Annotated in this window: 13 protein-coding genes; 1 reads left to right on the top strand and 12 read right to left on the bottom strand. The window is 61.8% G+C overall.

Features of this window, described 5'->3' with window-relative positions:
* Positions 1 to 6: 6 nt before the first annotated feature.
* The 4 genes from V8Z65_RS02100 to V8Z65_RS02085 all read right to left on the bottom strand — a co-directional run bounded on the left by V8Z65_RS02100 (position 7) and on the right by V8Z65_RS02085 (position 4180).
* Positions 7 to 825, bottom strand: coding sequence for a carbohydrate ABC transporter permease (locus V8Z65_RS02100; RefSeq protein WP_338722207.1), 819 nt, complete (start codon positions 823 to 825; stop codon positions 7 to 9).
* A complete protein-coding gene (locus V8Z65_RS02095; protein WP_338723936.1) occupies positions 822 to 1652 on the bottom strand; it encodes a sugar ABC transporter permease in 831 nt (276 codons plus the stop codon). Before V8Z65_RS02095 ends, V8Z65_RS02100 begins: the two co-directional genes overlap by 4 nt.
* Before the next feature lie 158 nt (positions 1653 to 1810).
* Positions 1811 to 3085 carry an extracellular solute-binding protein gene (locus V8Z65_RS02090; protein WP_338722205.1) on the bottom strand — a complete coding sequence of 425 codons (1275 nt, stop codon included), beginning with the start codon at positions 3083 to 3085 and terminating at the stop codon, positions 1811 to 1813.
* A gap of 102 nt (positions 3086 to 3187) precedes the next feature.
* The gene (locus tag V8Z65_RS02085; RefSeq protein ID WP_338722203.1) at positions 3188 to 4180 is read right to left on the bottom strand and encodes a LacI family DNA-binding transcriptional regulator; all 993 of its coding nucleotides are present in this window, start codon (positions 4178 to 4180) and stop codon (positions 3188 to 3190) included.
* A 183-nt stretch (positions 4181 to 4363) separates the two neighbouring features.
* Here V8Z65_RS02085 and V8Z65_RS02080 point away from each other — a divergent pair, with 183 nt between their 5' ends.
* On the top strand, positions 4364 to 5086 hold the full coding sequence (locus tag V8Z65_RS02080) for a class I SAM-dependent methyltransferase (protein ID WP_338722201.1): 723 nt from the start codon (positions 4364 to 4366) through the stop codon (positions 5084 to 5086).
* On the opposite strand, the gene V8Z65_RS02075 is transcribed toward V8Z65_RS02080, so the two are convergent.
* From V8Z65_RS02075 to V8Z65_RS02040, 8 genes are read right to left on the bottom strand one after another with little or no spacing between them, the layout of a single operon-like run.
* On the bottom strand, positions 5087 to 5731 hold the full coding sequence (locus V8Z65_RS02075; RefSeq protein ID WP_338722200.1) for a ThuA domain-containing protein: 645 nt from the start codon (positions 5729 to 5731) through the stop codon (positions 5087 to 5089). It abuts the gene before it with no gap.
* Positions 5728 to 7371, bottom strand: coding sequence for an acyltransferase (locus V8Z65_RS02070; protein ID WP_338722198.1), 1644 nt, complete (start codon positions 7369 to 7371; stop codon positions 5728 to 5730). Before V8Z65_RS02070 ends, V8Z65_RS02075 begins: the two co-directional genes overlap by 4 nt.
* Before the next feature lie 2 nt (positions 7372 to 7373).
* On the bottom strand, positions 7374 to 8384 hold the full coding sequence (locus tag V8Z65_RS02065; RefSeq protein ID WP_338723935.1) for a hydroxyacid dehydrogenase: 1011 nt from the start codon (positions 8382 to 8384) through the stop codon (positions 7374 to 7376).
* The gene (locus V8Z65_RS02060) at positions 8381 to 10234 is read right to left on the bottom strand and encodes a DUF2264 domain-containing protein (protein WP_338723933.1); all 1854 of its coding nucleotides are present in this window, start codon (positions 10232 to 10234) and stop codon (positions 8381 to 8383) included. Before V8Z65_RS02060 ends, V8Z65_RS02065 begins: the two co-directional genes overlap by 4 nt.
* Before the next feature lies 1 nt (position 10235).
* Positions 10236 to 11267, bottom strand: a complete 1032-nt coding sequence (locus tag V8Z65_RS02055; RefSeq protein ID WP_338722196.1) for an oligopeptide/dipeptide ABC transporter ATP-binding protein — start codon at positions 11265 to 11267, stop codon at positions 10236 to 10238.
* Positions 11264 to 12301: an ABC transporter ATP-binding protein gene (locus V8Z65_RS02050; RefSeq protein WP_338722195.1), complete on the bottom strand. Its 1038-nt coding sequence runs from the start codon at positions 12299 to 12301 to the stop codon at positions 11264 to 11266. The genes V8Z65_RS02055 and V8Z65_RS02050 overlap by 4 nt, the downstream gene beginning before the upstream one ends.
* On the bottom strand, positions 12273 to 13400 hold the full coding sequence (locus V8Z65_RS02045) for an ABC transporter permease (protein ID WP_338723932.1): 1128 nt from the start codon (positions 13398 to 13400) through the stop codon (positions 12273 to 12275). Before V8Z65_RS02045 ends, V8Z65_RS02050 begins: the two co-directional genes overlap by 29 nt.
* A 14-nt stretch (positions 13401 to 13414) precedes the next feature.
* Positions 13415 to 14404: an ABC transporter permease gene (locus tag V8Z65_RS02040; protein WP_338722194.1), complete on the bottom strand. Its 990-nt coding sequence runs from the start codon at positions 14402 to 14404 to the stop codon at positions 13415 to 13417.
* Positions 14405 to 14415 lie beyond the last annotated feature (11 nt).

Below are 14415 nucleotides of genomic sequence, written 5' to 3'. Positions count from 1 at the left end.
AATACTCTATTTGACGGCGCCCAGCATGCCTTCGACGAAGCGGCGCTGGAGCAGGAAGAAGATGACGAGAGTGGGCAGGGTGGCAACGATGGCGCCGACCATGACCAGGCCGAAATCGGGGGTGTAACCGGCGCTGAGCGCGGCGACCGCGAGGGTCAGGGTAAACATCTCATTGGTCTGAAGCACGATCAGAGGCCAGAGATAATTGTTCCAGTGCATCATGAAGACGATGATGGTGGCTGCAGCATAGGTCGAGCGCATCACCGGCATGTAGACGAAAAGGAAAATCTGCCACTCCTTGAGACCGTCTATGCGGGCGGCATCGCGCAATTCATGCGGGAAGGCTTTAGTGGCCTGGCGGAAATAGAAGATGATGAAGACCCAGGCGACGGTGGGCAGGATGATGGCCTGGTAGGTGTTGATGAGCTTCAGGTTCGCCATCATCACAAAGAGCGGGATCATCAATGCCGCAAAGGGGATGGACAGCATCAAGAGCAGACCACCGAACAGTTTCTCGCGGAAGCGGCTGCGGAACATTTCAAAGCCATAGCCGGCCAGCGAGGAGACCAGCAGGGTCAGCGCCGTACCGACCCCGGCGATGAAGAACGAATTGAACAGCACGCGCGGCAGGTCGACCGAATTGAGGAATGTGCCGATATTGGCAAAGAGTGCGCCGCCGGGCGTCGCCTTGCCCTTGATGATGTCGGGCGAGGTATTGGTGGCCGCAATCACCATCCAGACGAAGGGAAAGACCGAGACGAAGGCTGCGAGCGAGAGCGCCAGATAGGTTGCAGCACGGCCGATAAGGACGAGGGGATTGCTCATGCGCGGCGATCCCTTGCGACCAGGAACTGGATATAGCTCAAAATGGCCACCAGCACGACGATGACATAGCTGACCGTGGCCGCGTAGCCGAAGCTGGGCATGAAGCGGAAGCTGAGATTGTAGATATACATGGAGAGCGTCAGCGTCGAATCCGATGGGCCACCTTGAGTGAGCAGGTTCGGCTCGTCGAAGAGCTGCAACGTGCCGATGGTGGAAATGACGGCGGTGAACAGGATCACCGGCTTGAGCATCGGCACGGTGATGTACCAGAAGCGGGCCCAGGCCGGGACACCGTCGATGCGCGCCGCTTCATAGATCGAACGGTCGATATTCTGCATGGCGGCGAGGTAGAAAATCATGTTGTAGCCGGTCCAGCGCCAGGTGATGGCGGCCACGACCACGAATTTGGCCCAGAAGGGGTCGGCCAACCAGGGAATGGGCGTCGAGACGATATGCAGGCCCAGCAGCACCTGATTGATAATGCCGTCGCCGGCGAACATGGATTTGAAGATCACCGAATAGGCGACCAGCGAAGTGACGCAGGGCAGGAAGATGGCGGTGCGGAAAAAGCCGCGCCCCCAGAGCTTGCTGTCATTGAGCGCGCTGGCGAAGAGCAGCGCCAGCACGAGCATGATGGGCACCTGAATGGCCAGGAAGATCAGCGTATTGCTGAGAGCCCGCAGAAAGACAGGGTCCTGGGTGAGGCGAATGATGTTGGTCAACCCGCCAAAACTGAACGCCATGCCGCGGCCGACCTGAAAACTCATCCAGAGTGACCACAGGATGGGATAGATCATGAAGATGCCGAGCAGCACCAGAGCCGGCATGACAAACAGCCAGCCGCTCACCTGTTCTCTTCGCGCCAAGCCAGAGTGCGCCACGTCAACCCCCAGTCCGCTTGTATCAAGAACCACCGATGACCCTCGCCTTGCGGCAAGGGCCTCGGGGAGGCCGGGACGGCGAACCGCCCCGGTATTCGGTTTGCTTACTGGATCTGCTGGCTGACCTGGGCGTTGATGGCCGAGATGATCTCGTCAACATTGCCACCGTTAACCAGAGCCGGTAGCTGAGCCACGACGGCGGTGTCGGCTTCTTCGGTGAAAATGCCATAGTTCACGGCCGGGATCTCGCCGAGCCAGGTGGAGAAGTTCTGCCAGACGGGCTGGCCGCCGAAGAACTCGTCGCTGGCCTGATAGGCTTCGCCTTCACGGGCTGCCAGAAGCGAGCCGAGCGCGCCCTGATTGACCAGGATTTCCTGGTAGAAGTCGACATCGCTGCCCCAGACTGTCTTGAGGAAGTCGATGGCAAGGTCCTTCTGCGGCGCCGAGGAGAGGACATACCAGCTCGAGCCGCCCAGATTGGAGGCATTGACCGAGCCTTCAACGCCATCGAGCCGCGGAATGGGGGCGACACCCCACTGGCCGGACTGGTCGGGATTGGCCTTGATGGTGGCCGTCATCCACACTCCGGTAAAGGTCGACATGGTGTCGCCCGAGGTGAAGGAACCGGTATATTCGGTCCAGCCGGCCACCGGCTTGGTGATGCCGGCATTCATCAGGCGCTGATAGGTTTCGAGCGATGCCTTGATGGCCGGATTGTCGGCAATGGTCAGGTTGCCGGCTTCGTCGAAATACCAGGTGCCGGCGGACTGCATCATGATGCGCAGCCAGCCTGCATCGTTCGGATCGATCGGCAACAGGGTTTCGCCGGTCTTTTCCTTGATATCGACGCCGATCTCGATCAGGCGGTCCCAGGTGATGTCCTCGAGGTCGGCGGCGGTGTAGCCGGCCGCTTCGAGCAGATCGGAGCGATAGAAATAGCCGGTGACGCCAGAGTCGAAGGGCATCGAATAGGACTGGCCATCGACAGTGCCGACGGCAACCTTATAGGGCGCAAAGGCGGAATAATCGATCTGGTCGGTCAGCGGTTCGAAGGCGCCGGGGAATGACAGGAGATATTTCTGGGCGCGATAATCTTCGATCAGAACGATATCGGGCAGACCCTCGGTGGTTCCGGAAGCGAGCTGGGTCTGCAGCTTCTGCTCCATGGCGGCCTTGTCGAAGATTTCCACCCGGATAGTGTCGTCGGGATGTTCGGCCTGATAGCGGGCAAAGGCTTGTTCCATGGTTGCGCCATTGAAGTTCGGATCCCAGCACCAGACCAGGATTTCGGCAGCGGACGCCGCCGTGACGCTGAACATGGAAACGCTGGCCAGTGCGACAGCAAGCGAGCGCTTCAGGCCCGTGGACATACGAGTCATTGAATTTCCTCCCAATTGGGTGTTTCCTCATCACCCTGGGAACAGACTAATATGACTTTTGGTTGGCACGCAAGAATTTCAGTAAATATTTACTGAGGAAATTTACTGCGCCTGTTCCTCAGGCCGAGAGCGCGTGCTGGCGCGCCAGACAATGCGCGATGCCAGGCTGATCTGCTTGGCCAATTCACGGCCACCGGCGCGTTCGAGCAGCAGTTCCACAGCGGTCTCTCCAATCTCCTCGGCAGGCAGATGGACCGTGGTCAGGGGCGGGTTGAGAAACTGGGCCACCGAATTGTCGTTGAAGCTGGCGATGCTGATATCGGTGGGAATGGACAGTCCCAGTTCGGCGGCAGCCCGGTACACGCCGATAGCCATGGAATCGTTGAAGGTGATGATGAGTTCGGGCGGCCGCTTTTCCTGGAGAAGCTCGCGGGCAAGCCGATAGCCGCCCTCCTCGGTCTTGTCGCCAGAGCGCAAAAGGCGGTCATCGAACCAGCCAGCCTTGGTCATCCATTCAACGAAGGTCTGGGCACGCCGGTCGAACAGGCCGATATAGGCCATGCGGCGATAGCCCAGACCCGACAGGGACTGCAGCAGCCTCTCCATTGCGACACGCAAATCTGCCTGGACACTGTCGATCTGCTCGTCAAAAGCAACGAAATCGGCCACCACCAAGAGCCGCGCATGGCGCCGCAGCCATTCGATCTCGTCCTCATCGTGGCGGCCGATGGCGATGACACCAGAGGCGCTTTGCAGCAGGGCCGCATCGGGTTTGGCGTCGGTGTGATAAACTTTCACGGTTTCGATCTGGAGCGCAGCGCAACGGCTTTCGATACCCAGGCGCAGGGCAACATAATAGGGGTCGACCAGTTCCTGCTCGGGCCGCAGGAAATGCACCAGCGCCACCTTGCTCAACCCCTGTTGGATAGCGCGATTGCGATTGCGGGGTGTGGCATAGTTCAGCGCTTCGGCGGTTTCGATAATGGCCTGCCGCTTGCGATTGGAAATCGACAGGGTGGAATCGTAGTTGAGGACGCGCGAAACGGTAGCGCTCGAGACACCGACCGTTGCGGCAATTTCTTTGATCGTGACCATGGCCGGCACGCTAGCGCCGGGCCCGTGACCGGGTCAATGCATTTGCTGCGCCGCCCACTCGAGGGTCAGCGGCAATCACCAGGTCGCTGCCAACGCCGCGGCGGGTACGAGCATGTTTGTTCATTTATGGGCTTTTGGCGCGCGGCGCTGTAGCATTGCGCAAACGGAAAAGCCGGAACCGACATGACCACCCGCCTCTATCCCGCCGCTTTTTATGCCGAGCGCCGCAACCACACACTGCATGCCGCCAGGCGCATTTTGGCCGCGCTGCCGGCAGGGCTGCCCCGCCGGCATATTGCCGATGTCGGCTGTGGCACTGGAACGTTCCTCGCCGCAGCGCTGGAAATGGGCGCCATGAGCGCTTTCGGCATAGAGGGCGACTGGGTTCGGCCCGATATGCTGGACGATCCGCGGATCGACTTCGAGCCGCGAGACCTGGAACAGGCCTTTGTCGGCCCAAAGGCGGATCTGGTGCTCTCACTCGAAGTGGCCGAACATCTCTCGCCGGGGAGGGCGGCAGGCTTTGTCGCCGATCTGGTGGCGATGGCGCCAGCCGTCCTGTTCAGCGCGGCCATCCCTGGCCAGGGCGGCGTGGGGCATGTCAACGAGCAGTGGCAGAGCTACTGGGCCGGGCAGTTCGCCGTATATGGGCTCAAGCCTTATGACGTGGTGCGGCCTCAGATTTGGGCCGATGAGGACGTGCCGGCATGGTATCGACAGAATGCCATTCTTTACCTCTACGACCCTACCGCTCTTGATCTGGGCCTGAGGGCAAGCGACCCGGCTCTGCTCGACAAGGTGCATCCCGCCTTCTGGGCGCGCGCCAATCGGGAGCTGAAATATGCCAATGCCCTGCCTGAGTCCGAAGTGCTGCGGCGGCAGGCCGAGGAGCAGCAACAGCAGTGACTATCGCGCGGCCCAGAGCAAGCCGCGCTTGAGGATGGTCCGCACCTGCGGAATTTCCAGCTCATCGGCCGTGTGGCCGAGCGAAGAATAGAATACCCGCCCCTTATCGTGCGTGGTGGTGAAGACCACCGGCATGACCACATTCTTGCGCCAGGGGTGATGCTCGCCGGAAAAGGTCGTCGTCGCGAGCACTTCGACGGCCGGATCATAGTTGAGATAATATTGTTCCGAGGTGTGCTCGAAGCTCTCGATCCCGTCCATGATCGGATGGTCGGGCTGGGTGACATCAACCTTGTAGGGCATGATGTTGCCCGGATGCTGTACCCAGTAGACGCTGGCCGCGTAGCGGAACGGCACGCTGGCGCGGAAGGTGGTTGCCAGGCCCATATGATAGCCGGCAAGGCCCGTACCGGCGCGAATGGCGGCAATCAGGTTGTTCATCTTCTCCGGGGCCAGGGTGCCATCGGTAATGACCGGGACGATGAGATCATTTGTGCCGACATCCTCGGCGCCCAGCGCGTCATAGTCGGGGGTTACGGTGACCGCAAACCCCTCTTGCTCGAGAAGATCCCGCACGACATGGGCGCCGCGCTCCGGCGTATGCAATTCCATGCCACCCCAGACGATGAGGGCTTTTTTGGTCATAGGCCCAGTCCCACTGCCTGGGTGCGATGCACGCCTTTGGGGACGAAGGAGAAGGCGTCCTCCTCGCCCAGCAATTTGGCCGCCAGATGCACGACCGAGAGCCACATTTCGGTGCCCTGAAGACCCGGCGCCTGCCCGTCGGCAAAGGCAAAGCCTTCCCCATCGATCCAGCGCTCGCCAGCGCGGGCAATGACCGACCTGGCGATTTCTTCGGCTTCGGCGCGGCGATGATCGGTCTGGCCGAGGCAAAACAGCAGCGGGTGGATGGTGTCGAGCAGGTTGCAGGCCGTATAGGTCGGGCCGGTGAAACCGCCATAATTACGATGATTGAGCAATACGCTGTCGATGGCTCGTTCCGGGTTGGGCACGGCAATGCCGAACTGGGCATAGGTGCCGCGCGTCAGCCGGTAGAAGCCGTTGACCGGCTGCAGCAGGCCCTGGTCTCCCGTCGGCGCGCCCCATAGGCCCGAGCCGCGATCCTGGTTGAGCGCCAGCCAGCCGAACAGGGTTTGGCGGGCATGGCCGGTGCCGAAATAACGGGCATTGAAATAGAGCGCAGTGCCGATGGTATCGACATCGGCGCCCGCCGCCCAGGCGCGCTCGCGCCAGGTGAGGCTTTCGAGCCATTGGCAGAGGTCGGGGGCGGAAAGCTCGACGGCCCCAATGGGGTGCGCCGGCTGGCTGCCCAGAACCTCGAGCGCATAACCAACGGCCAGAACATTATAGAGCGCCAGCCCGTCCCGGCGCATCGGTATGCCGGGCCTTGGCGGTTGATAGGGATCGGGGAACAGGCCCGTCCGCGGGTCCTGCACAGCCTGCAGGCGGGCAATGGCAGCGGCCGTGTCCAGACCGTCGGGCAGGTTGTCAAAGCCAGCGGCTATTTCGATGGCATCGCAGAGATGACGCATGCTCATACGCGCGGCGCCATGATTTTCGCGCGAGAGATAGTCGCCATCGACCATATTGCGGCGCAAAATGTCCTGGTATTGCGAGGCAGCCCGTTGGCCGAGCGCCTGGAGCTGGCCATGGGTCTCATGGCTTCGTCCCTGGCCGCGATAGCGCAGCACCTTTGCCGGCACACCGCCGACAATGGCCATAGGGGGCACATCTTTGCTGACGACGGCACCGGCGGCGATCACGGCGCCACGACCGATGGTGACGCCATCGACGACAACGGCATTGGCGCCGACCCACACGTCGTCCTCAATGGTGATACCAAGAAATTCGTGCTTTTGCCGATAGATTGGCTGGTCGCGGTCATCAAAGCCATGATTGAAACCAACCAGGGACACATGGCTGGCGATGCGCACACCATCGCCACAGCTGACCTTGCCCGAAATCATCGCATAGGGATTGATGGTGCAATGGGCGCCGAAGACGACTTCGCCGCGCACCAGGGCGTGACCGGCAATCCAGCTTTGCTCACCCATAACCAAGCTGGTGGTGAAAATGGCCGCGTCCGCCGCCACATAAGCGGTGGGATGAAAGCTGGCTCCCGCCCGATCGATAAGCTCGGCCTGCCGGGCGCGGTGCTCGGGACTGTCGATATCCTCCGGTCTGCGATCCCAAGTGAGGAATTGCAGCCGGGATTGGTGCCAGGTCTCGTCAGCGACCGATTGCGGCAATGAAGGATTGTCCATGATCAGGCCAGCCGTTCAAGCAGTTCGGGTTCGATTTCATAGAGCATGGATTCGCCGCGCACGAAGCGTTCGACTTCCTCAACTGCCATCAGGCCCAGGCGCGCCCGCTCGGTGCCTATGGCACCGGCAATGTGGGGGGTGAGGAAAACATTGGGCAGCGAGAAGAAGGGGGAATCGGTGTCGGGCACTTCGGGATCGGTGACATCGATGATCCCCTGGATGCGGCCGGTCTGCAACTCTGCCAAAAGAGCCACCTCGTCGATCAATGCGCCACGCGCAGTGTTGATGAAGGCGGCGCCGTCGCGCATCAGCTTCAACTGACGCGCACCGATCATGCCCCGGGTCGAGGGCAGCGAGGGAGCGTGGATGGACACCACGTCGGATCGCGCCATCAGCCCATCGAGATCGACCAGTTCGGCCTGCATGGCAATGGGGTCGTCCGCCTGCACGAAAGGATCGTAAAGCAGGACGTTGAGATCGAAACCGGCGAGCATGGCCGCCACCTTGCGCCCGATACGCGAGGCGCCCACAAGCCCCACCGTGCGACGAAAATTGCCAATGGGATCATCCATGAGCCGGTAGCTGGTACGGCGCGTGGGGTCGGCGCGGTAGAGATCGCGCAACTCGAAGACCCGCTTATTGGCGAACAGGATGGCCGCAAGGGTGAATTCGGCAACCGGGACCGCATTGGCTTCGGCGGCATGGGTGACACGAATGCCGCTGGCATAGGCGCTGGGATCGATGGTGTATTTGACCGTCCCGGCCGCATGGGCAATCAGCTTGAGCGAGGGGGCGGCGCGCAGCACATCGGGGGTCAGCACCGGACACCCCCAGCCGGTAACCAGAATGTCGGCCAGAGCCAGGAGCCGGCGTGCTTCGGGCGTCGAAAAACTACTGAGCGGCTCCGCGGCAAGGATGTTGCAGGTGCGGCCGAGCCTGTTCAACATCTCCTCATCGAAGACGTGCCGGGTCTTGTTCGGGTCGAAGGCAAAGACGAGGTTTGGCGGCATCAGAAGCGCTCCGGCACCAGAATGGCGCTGACATCCACGCCTTCGCGTTCAAACAGCGCCTCCAGCGCCGCGAGGTCGGGCGCGTGTGGAGGATTGACCAGCGCATTTTCGGCCTCCGGCCCGGCCGGCAGGGCCATGGCCGCGGTGACCAGCACAGTGGTTCCCACCGCGATATCGCCGCGCAATTGCGGCACGATGGTTTTGGAGGCGATGAGATTGGTATTGGGCAAGGCGCGGAAGGCCTGGCCATCCCGCTGGCCGGCGAGATCGAGAATGGCGCTGAGATCGGTTTTCGAGCGCGCCACCGCCCTGCCCTTCTCGTCGAGATAATCGTCGGCGTTAAGGTCAGCGCGACCGATGGCAAAGCCTCCCTCGGTGCCATGCAGGGCGCGGGGCGTCGTGATGCGGTGGACCCGGACATGCCAGTGATGGGCCGGAACCAGCCAGGTTTCGACGGTCACATCGTTCCAGGGTTTCCACCGCGCAAACAGGCAATTTTCGGCGATCCGGGCGACCTCGTTGGTTTCGCGCACGCGATAGTGGCGGCCATCGTCGCTGAGGGCCAAGGCACCGTCGAAGGCCCCGGAATGATAGGCCCGTTCATCGGCTTCCACCGAAAAGCCATAGCGGCTCGAATAGACGAATTTGGCGTATTTCTCGGCGCCATGCCGCATCTGCCAGTTCTGCTGACCCGATGAGAGCGCGACAACATTGCCGGGGGAATGCTGCATGACCATGCCGGGGTGCTTCAGCGGTATCGGCTTGTGGTCAAAGCCGGCCGCTTCCTCCTCTGCGGTCCAGAAGGGATGATCAGCCGGCAGGGCCAGCGGCAGAAAGGCCTTGAGGGCCCAATAGGGCGAGCCGGCCGAATTATAGCTCTCGGACATGAAGAGATTGGGATAGCCATAGCCGATGGAGAGCACGCCATTGCCATGGGCGATAGGCTTATCGGCCCACCAGCGCAGATGACGCATGAAGTGGCCCTTGATCTTGCCCCAGGGCAGGGCTTCGAGATCAGCAAAGGCCAGCGCCCCCCAGAAGCCGCCACAGGCAAAGCGATAGGTCAGGCTCCGCCCGAAGACTAGCGTACCGCCATCCTCGTCGAACCAATGCTGGATATCTTGAGCGAAGAGCTGCGCCCGTTCCTTATAGGCGGCGACGCGCTTGTCGTCGCCACGGGCAAGCTTGGCGTAGATCAGGCCATAAAAATGCATGGCGAAGGGAATGTAGTGGTCAATGCGGCGCACATTGCCATCCCGATACCAGCCTTCGCCGAGGTAGAAGCCATCGAGCTCTTCGAGGTATGTCTCGGTCAGCGAGCGGTCGAAGTCGACCCCGCATTCCTCAAGGCCCAGATCGACCAGGACACGGAAGAATTTCCAATTGTTGTCGGCATAGTCATGCTTGCGTGCATGCTTGAGATAGGCCGCCAGATTGTCCTTGGCCCTTTGCGGCAACGGCTCCCAAACCAGGTGCGGCACCATGCGCATGGTGAAACCGATGGCCGCCAGTTCGACCATGCGCTGATCGGTGGAATTGACCTGGCCCCAATATTCGGGATGGTCCGGATCGGTGCCATTGGCAAGGCCCTGACGATAGAGCTCCCAATGCGCAAAGTCGCCGCCACCTGCGGCCAGTGGCGTCAGGCCCCAGAGCGGACGCGCAAAGCCTTCGAGGTCGGCCGCGGCGCGGTCGAAATGGGCCCCTGCCCCATCGAGGCGCACACGGGCGCCGCCCTCGGAGAAATAGGGCAAGAGCGGATCGAAAAGATCGCGCAGGCCCTTTTCGACATCGGCGCGGGACCGAAGCGGATTGCCAAAGAGCGGATTGGCGGTCGCCGGATTATAGATCATTTCAAGCAATAGCCTTTTGCGGCGCGTCATAGGCGCCGGTGAGTTCGAGTGTTTCGGCAAAGTGGCAGGCCGCCATCTGCGCGGTGCCATTGACGGGGCGAAGCGCCGGCTTTTCGCTGCGGCAGCGATCCTGAACGTGCTTGCAGCGGGTATGGAACGGACAGCCCTTGGGGCGATTGCCGAGATAAGGGATTTCGCCCTTGAGTTCGGTTCGCCGCCCCTTGCGCCGCCTGGGGTCGGCGATAGGCAGGGCCTCGAGCAGCATTTCGGTATAGGGGTGGCGGGGCCGCTCAAAGAGCATTTCGGTGGGCGCGTTTTCCACCACATGGCCCAGATACATGACCACCACCCGGTCGGCGATGTAGTTCACTACGCCCAGGTCGTGGCTGATGAAAATATAGGTGAGGCCGAACTCCGCCTTGAGATCATCGAGCAGATTGAGAACCTGCGCCTGGATGGAGACATCGAGCGCCGAGACGGCCTCGTCGGCAATGACCAGTTTCGGGTCGAGTACCAGGGCGCGGGCGATGCCGATGCGCTGGCGCTGGCCGCCGGAAAAGGCATGCGGATAGCGCCCGGCCGCGTCGGGCGCTATGCCGACCTTGGCCAGGGTCTCATAGACCCGCGCTTCGAGTTCCTTGCCACGCATGAGCCTATGCACCCGCAGCGGCTCGGCAACGATGTCGAAGACCCGCATGTTCGGATTGAGCGAGCTCATCGGGTCCTGGAAGATCATGCGGATGTCGCGGCGATAGGGCTTTATCTCCCGCTTGCCGAGCGTGGTCAGATCGACATGGCCACCCTTGGCAGGATGGTAGAAGACATGCCCCGCGCTCACCGGCTGCGCCTTGATGATACAGCGACCCAGAGTGGTCTTGCCGCAGCCGCTTTCGCCCACAATGGCGAGTGTTTCGCCCGCTTCGACCGTAAGATTGATGTCGTTGAGAGCCACCAGCTCACGGCCTGGCCGAAGCGGGCCGCCACCGAGATGGAAGACTTTGGAGAGATTTTCGACTGAAAGCAAAGTGGTCATGCGGGAACCTCCGCCTTTTGCGTGGTGAGCAGATGGCAGCGCGCGACATGCCCTGCGCTGACCATAGTCCGCTCAGGGCGTTGGCTGGCGCAGGGTTCGAATGCGTAGGGACAACGGCTGGTAAAGGCGCAGCCCTGGGGCCGGTCCTTGGGCGAGGGCACGGTGCCCTTGATAGGCGAGAGGCGTTCCCGTTCGGCCTTGCGCATGAGGCGCGGCACCGAATTCATCAGCGCCTGGGTATAGGGATGTTTGGGGGCGCGGAAGACCTCATAGACGTCCCCCTGCTCGACCACGTCGCCCAGATACATGACGGCGATTTCGTCGGCAATCTCAGCCACCACTCCCAGATCGTGGGTGATGAACAGTATGGCCATGCCGAAATCGTCCTGGAGCTGCCGCAGCAGGTCGAGAATCTGGGCCTGGGTGGTGACGTCGAGCGCGGTGGTGGGCTCGTCGGCAATGAGCAGTTTGGGCGTACAGGCCAGGGCCATGGCGATCATGGCGCGTTGGCGCAGCCCGCCTGACAGCTCGAAGGGATAGGCATTGGCGCGGTCGCGGGCGCCGGGCACCCCGACCTGATCGAGCAATGACACGGTGCGTTCGCGCGCCTGTTTGGGCGAGAGGCCATCATGCAGGATGATGATCTCGTCGATCTGGTCGCCGATTGTGTGCACCGGCGACAGCGAGGTCATGGGCTCCTGGAAGATCATGGAAATCTCGGCGCCACGAATGGAACGCATGGCCAGACTATCCGGTTTGAGCCCGGCGATATCGACGGCCCCTCTGCCCGTGTCGAACAGAATTTCGCCGCTCGGGATTTTCGCGTTCCTGTCGAGCAGACGCAGCACGGCGCGGGCGGTGACGGACTTGCCGCAGCCGCTTTCGCCGACCAGGGCGAGCGTCTTGCCGGGCGTCAGCGTTAGATCGACCTGGCGCACGGCCTCGATATCGGCTTCGTCCGGAGAGGAGAAGACAATGGACATGTCCTTGATGGTGAGAAGAGGTTTATCGACCATGGGGATCAGCGGCGTCACGAAGGCCGTCTCCGAAGAAATTGAGGGCAAGGATGACCACCACGACGCAGACGCCGGGTGCGAGCAGCCAGGGGGCGGTCGCGAGGGTGCGAATATTTTGCGCGTCCTGGAGCAGCGTGCCCCAGCTCACGATCGGCGCTTGAAGGCCAAGGCCAAGGAAGCTCAGCGCTGTTTCGGCCAGGATCATGCCGGGAATGGCCAGGGTTGCCGCCGCGATGATGTGGCTGGTGAAGCTGGGGACCATGTGCCGGGTGACGATGCGCCAGTCGCTGGCCCCGTCGAGCTGGGCGGCGGTGACGAAATCCTCGGTGCGCAATGACAAAAACCGGCCGCGCACCACACGGGCCAGTTCGGTCCAGCCGATCAGCGAGAGGATGATGGTGATGGCGAAATAGGTCTGAAGTGCCGACCAGTCCTTGGGCATGGCGGCGGCTAATCCCAGCCAGAGCGGAATGGTGGGCATGGAGCGGATGAACTCGACGGTGCGCATGACGGCGCTATCGAACCAGCCGCCATAAAAGCCGGCGAAGCCGCCGATGACGATGCCGAAGAACAGGCTCATGGTCACACCGGCCAGGCCAATCGAGAGCGAGATGCGGGTACCATGGATTAGGCGGCTCAGCAGATCGCGGCCGAGCCGGTCGGCGCCCAGGATGTAGAAGGGATCGCGTGGGTTTTCGACGGCCATGAGCTTGATGGACATGGGAATAACGCCGGCCAGCAGATAGGGCTCACTTTGTGCGAAGAAGCGCACGGGCAATTTGACGGTTTCATCGATCACAAAGGTGCGGCGCAGGGCGACCGGATCGATCTCGGTCTTGTAGCCATAGACGAAGGGGCCGAATTCCCAGCCTCCCGCTTCATTCTGCGAGATGAAATGCAGGCCCTGGGGCGGCGCGTAGGTGTAGCGGGCGCTATAGTCGGACGGGTCCATGGGGGCCAGGAATTCGGCCAGCAGCGCCACCAGATAGAAAAAGCCGACCACCCACAGACTGATGACGGCCAGCCGGTGCTGGCGGAAGCGGCGCCACATCAGGCCGAACTGGCTTTCGCGGGCCGGGCGGCGCGGCGTTGTGGTGGCAGGCGCGAGATTTTCCATGCTTTCGACAGCCATTATTTGGCCCCATAGCGAATGCGGGGATCGATGAGGGCGAGAAGAACGTCCGAGATCAGCGTGCCGATGACGGTGAGCACGCTGAGCAGGAGAATGATGGCGCCGGCCAGATACATGTCCTGCGTGGTCAGCGAGCGCAGCAGCATCGGCCCGGCCGTGGGCAGGTTCAAAACCACCGAGACGATGACCGAGCCGGAGACCAGCGCTGGCAGCAGCCAGCCAATGGTCGAGACCAGCGGGTTGAGCGCGAGCCGCACGGGGTATTTGAGGATCACCTTCCACTCGGGCAGACCCTTGGCGCGGGCGGTGACCACATAGGGCTTTTTCAGCTCATCGAGCAGGTTGGCGCGCAGGATGCGGATAAGCTCGGCCGTGCCGCTGGTCGCCAGCACCAGGACCGGCGCCCAGGCATGGGTCAGAAAATCCCAGATGCGCGGCAGGCTCCAGCGCGCCGTTTCAAACTCGGGCGAGAACAGGCCGCCAAGGGTGGTGCCGAACCAGATATAGGCCAGGTACATCAGGATCAGAGCAAAGAAGAAATTGGGCACGGCCAGGCCGATAAAGCCGGCAATAGTGGCCAGGTAATCGCCCAGGGAATATTTGCGCACAGCCGCATAGATGCCGATGGGCAGGGCCACGAGCCACATGACGATGACGGCCAGGCCCTCAACCAGGATCGAATTGCCGAGGCGCCCCCAGATCAGCTCCCAGACGGGCCGTTTCCACTCGAAACTATGGCCGAAATTGCCCTGCACAACGCCGGAGATCCACTTCCCATATTGAATGTAGAAGGGCTCGCCCAGGCCATATTGGTTGCGCAGATTTTCGATGACGCGCGGATCGACCTGATCACCGGTGGCCGAGAGGCTGGCGACATAGCTGGTGAGGAAATCACCCGGCGGTAATTGGATGATGGCAAAGGCCACAATGGAGACCGCGAACAGGGTCAGCACCATGGCGATGGTGCGCCGTATGATAAAGGCAAGCATGGCTGGGGCCC

It is taken from the genome of Devosia sp. XK-2, from assembly GCF_037113415.1.
In the GTDB taxonomy this organism is placed as follows: domain Bacteria; phylum Pseudomonadota; class Alphaproteobacteria; order Rhizobiales; family Devosiaceae; genus Devosia.
This window is presented reverse-complemented; position numbering and strand designations above follow the sequence as displayed.

Excerpts from the sequence above, each read along its gene's own strand:
- V8Z65_RS02070 (WP_338722198.1), bottom strand. The coding sequence starts at position 7,371 with ATGGACAATCCTTCATTGCCGCAATCGGTCGCTGACGAGACCTGGCAC.
- V8Z65_RS02080 (WP_338722201.1), top strand. The coding sequence starts at position 4,364 with ATGACCACCCGCCTCTATCCCGCCGCTTTTTATGCCGAGCGCCGCAAC.
- V8Z65_RS02100 (WP_338722207.1), bottom strand. The coding sequence starts at position 825 with ATGAGCAATCCCCTCGTCCTTATCGGCCGTGCTGCAACCTATCTGGCG.
- V8Z65_RS02090 (WP_338722205.1), bottom strand. The coding sequence starts at position 3,085 with ATGACTCGTATGTCCACGGGCCTGAAGCGCTCGCTTGCTGTCGCACTG.
- V8Z65_RS02075 (WP_338722200.1), bottom strand. The coding sequence starts at position 5,731 with ATGACCAAAAAAGCCCTCATCGTCTGGGGTGGCATGGAATTGCATACG.
- V8Z65_RS02055 (WP_338722196.1), bottom strand. The coding sequence starts at position 11,267 with ATGACCACTTTGCTTTCAGTCGAAAATCTCTCCAAAGTCTTCCATCTC.
- V8Z65_RS02085 (WP_338722203.1), bottom strand. The coding sequence starts at position 4,180 with ATGGTCACGATCAAAGAAATTGCCGCAACGGTCGGTGTCTCGAGCGCT.
- V8Z65_RS02040 (WP_338722194.1), bottom strand. The coding sequence starts at position 14,404 with ATGCTTGCCTTTATCATACGGCGCACCATCGCCATGGTGCTGACCCTG.
- V8Z65_RS02060 (WP_338723933.1), bottom strand. The coding sequence starts at position 10,234 with ATGATCTATAATCCGGCGACCGCCAATCCGCTCTTTGGCAATCCGCTT.
- V8Z65_RS02045 (WP_338723932.1), bottom strand. The coding sequence starts at position 13,400 with ATGGAAAATCTCGCGCCTGCCACCACAACGCCGCGCCGCCCGGCCCGC.
- V8Z65_RS02095 (WP_338723936.1), bottom strand. The coding sequence starts at position 1,652 with ATGCCGGCTCTGGTGCTGCTCGGCATCTTCATGATCTATCCCATCCTG.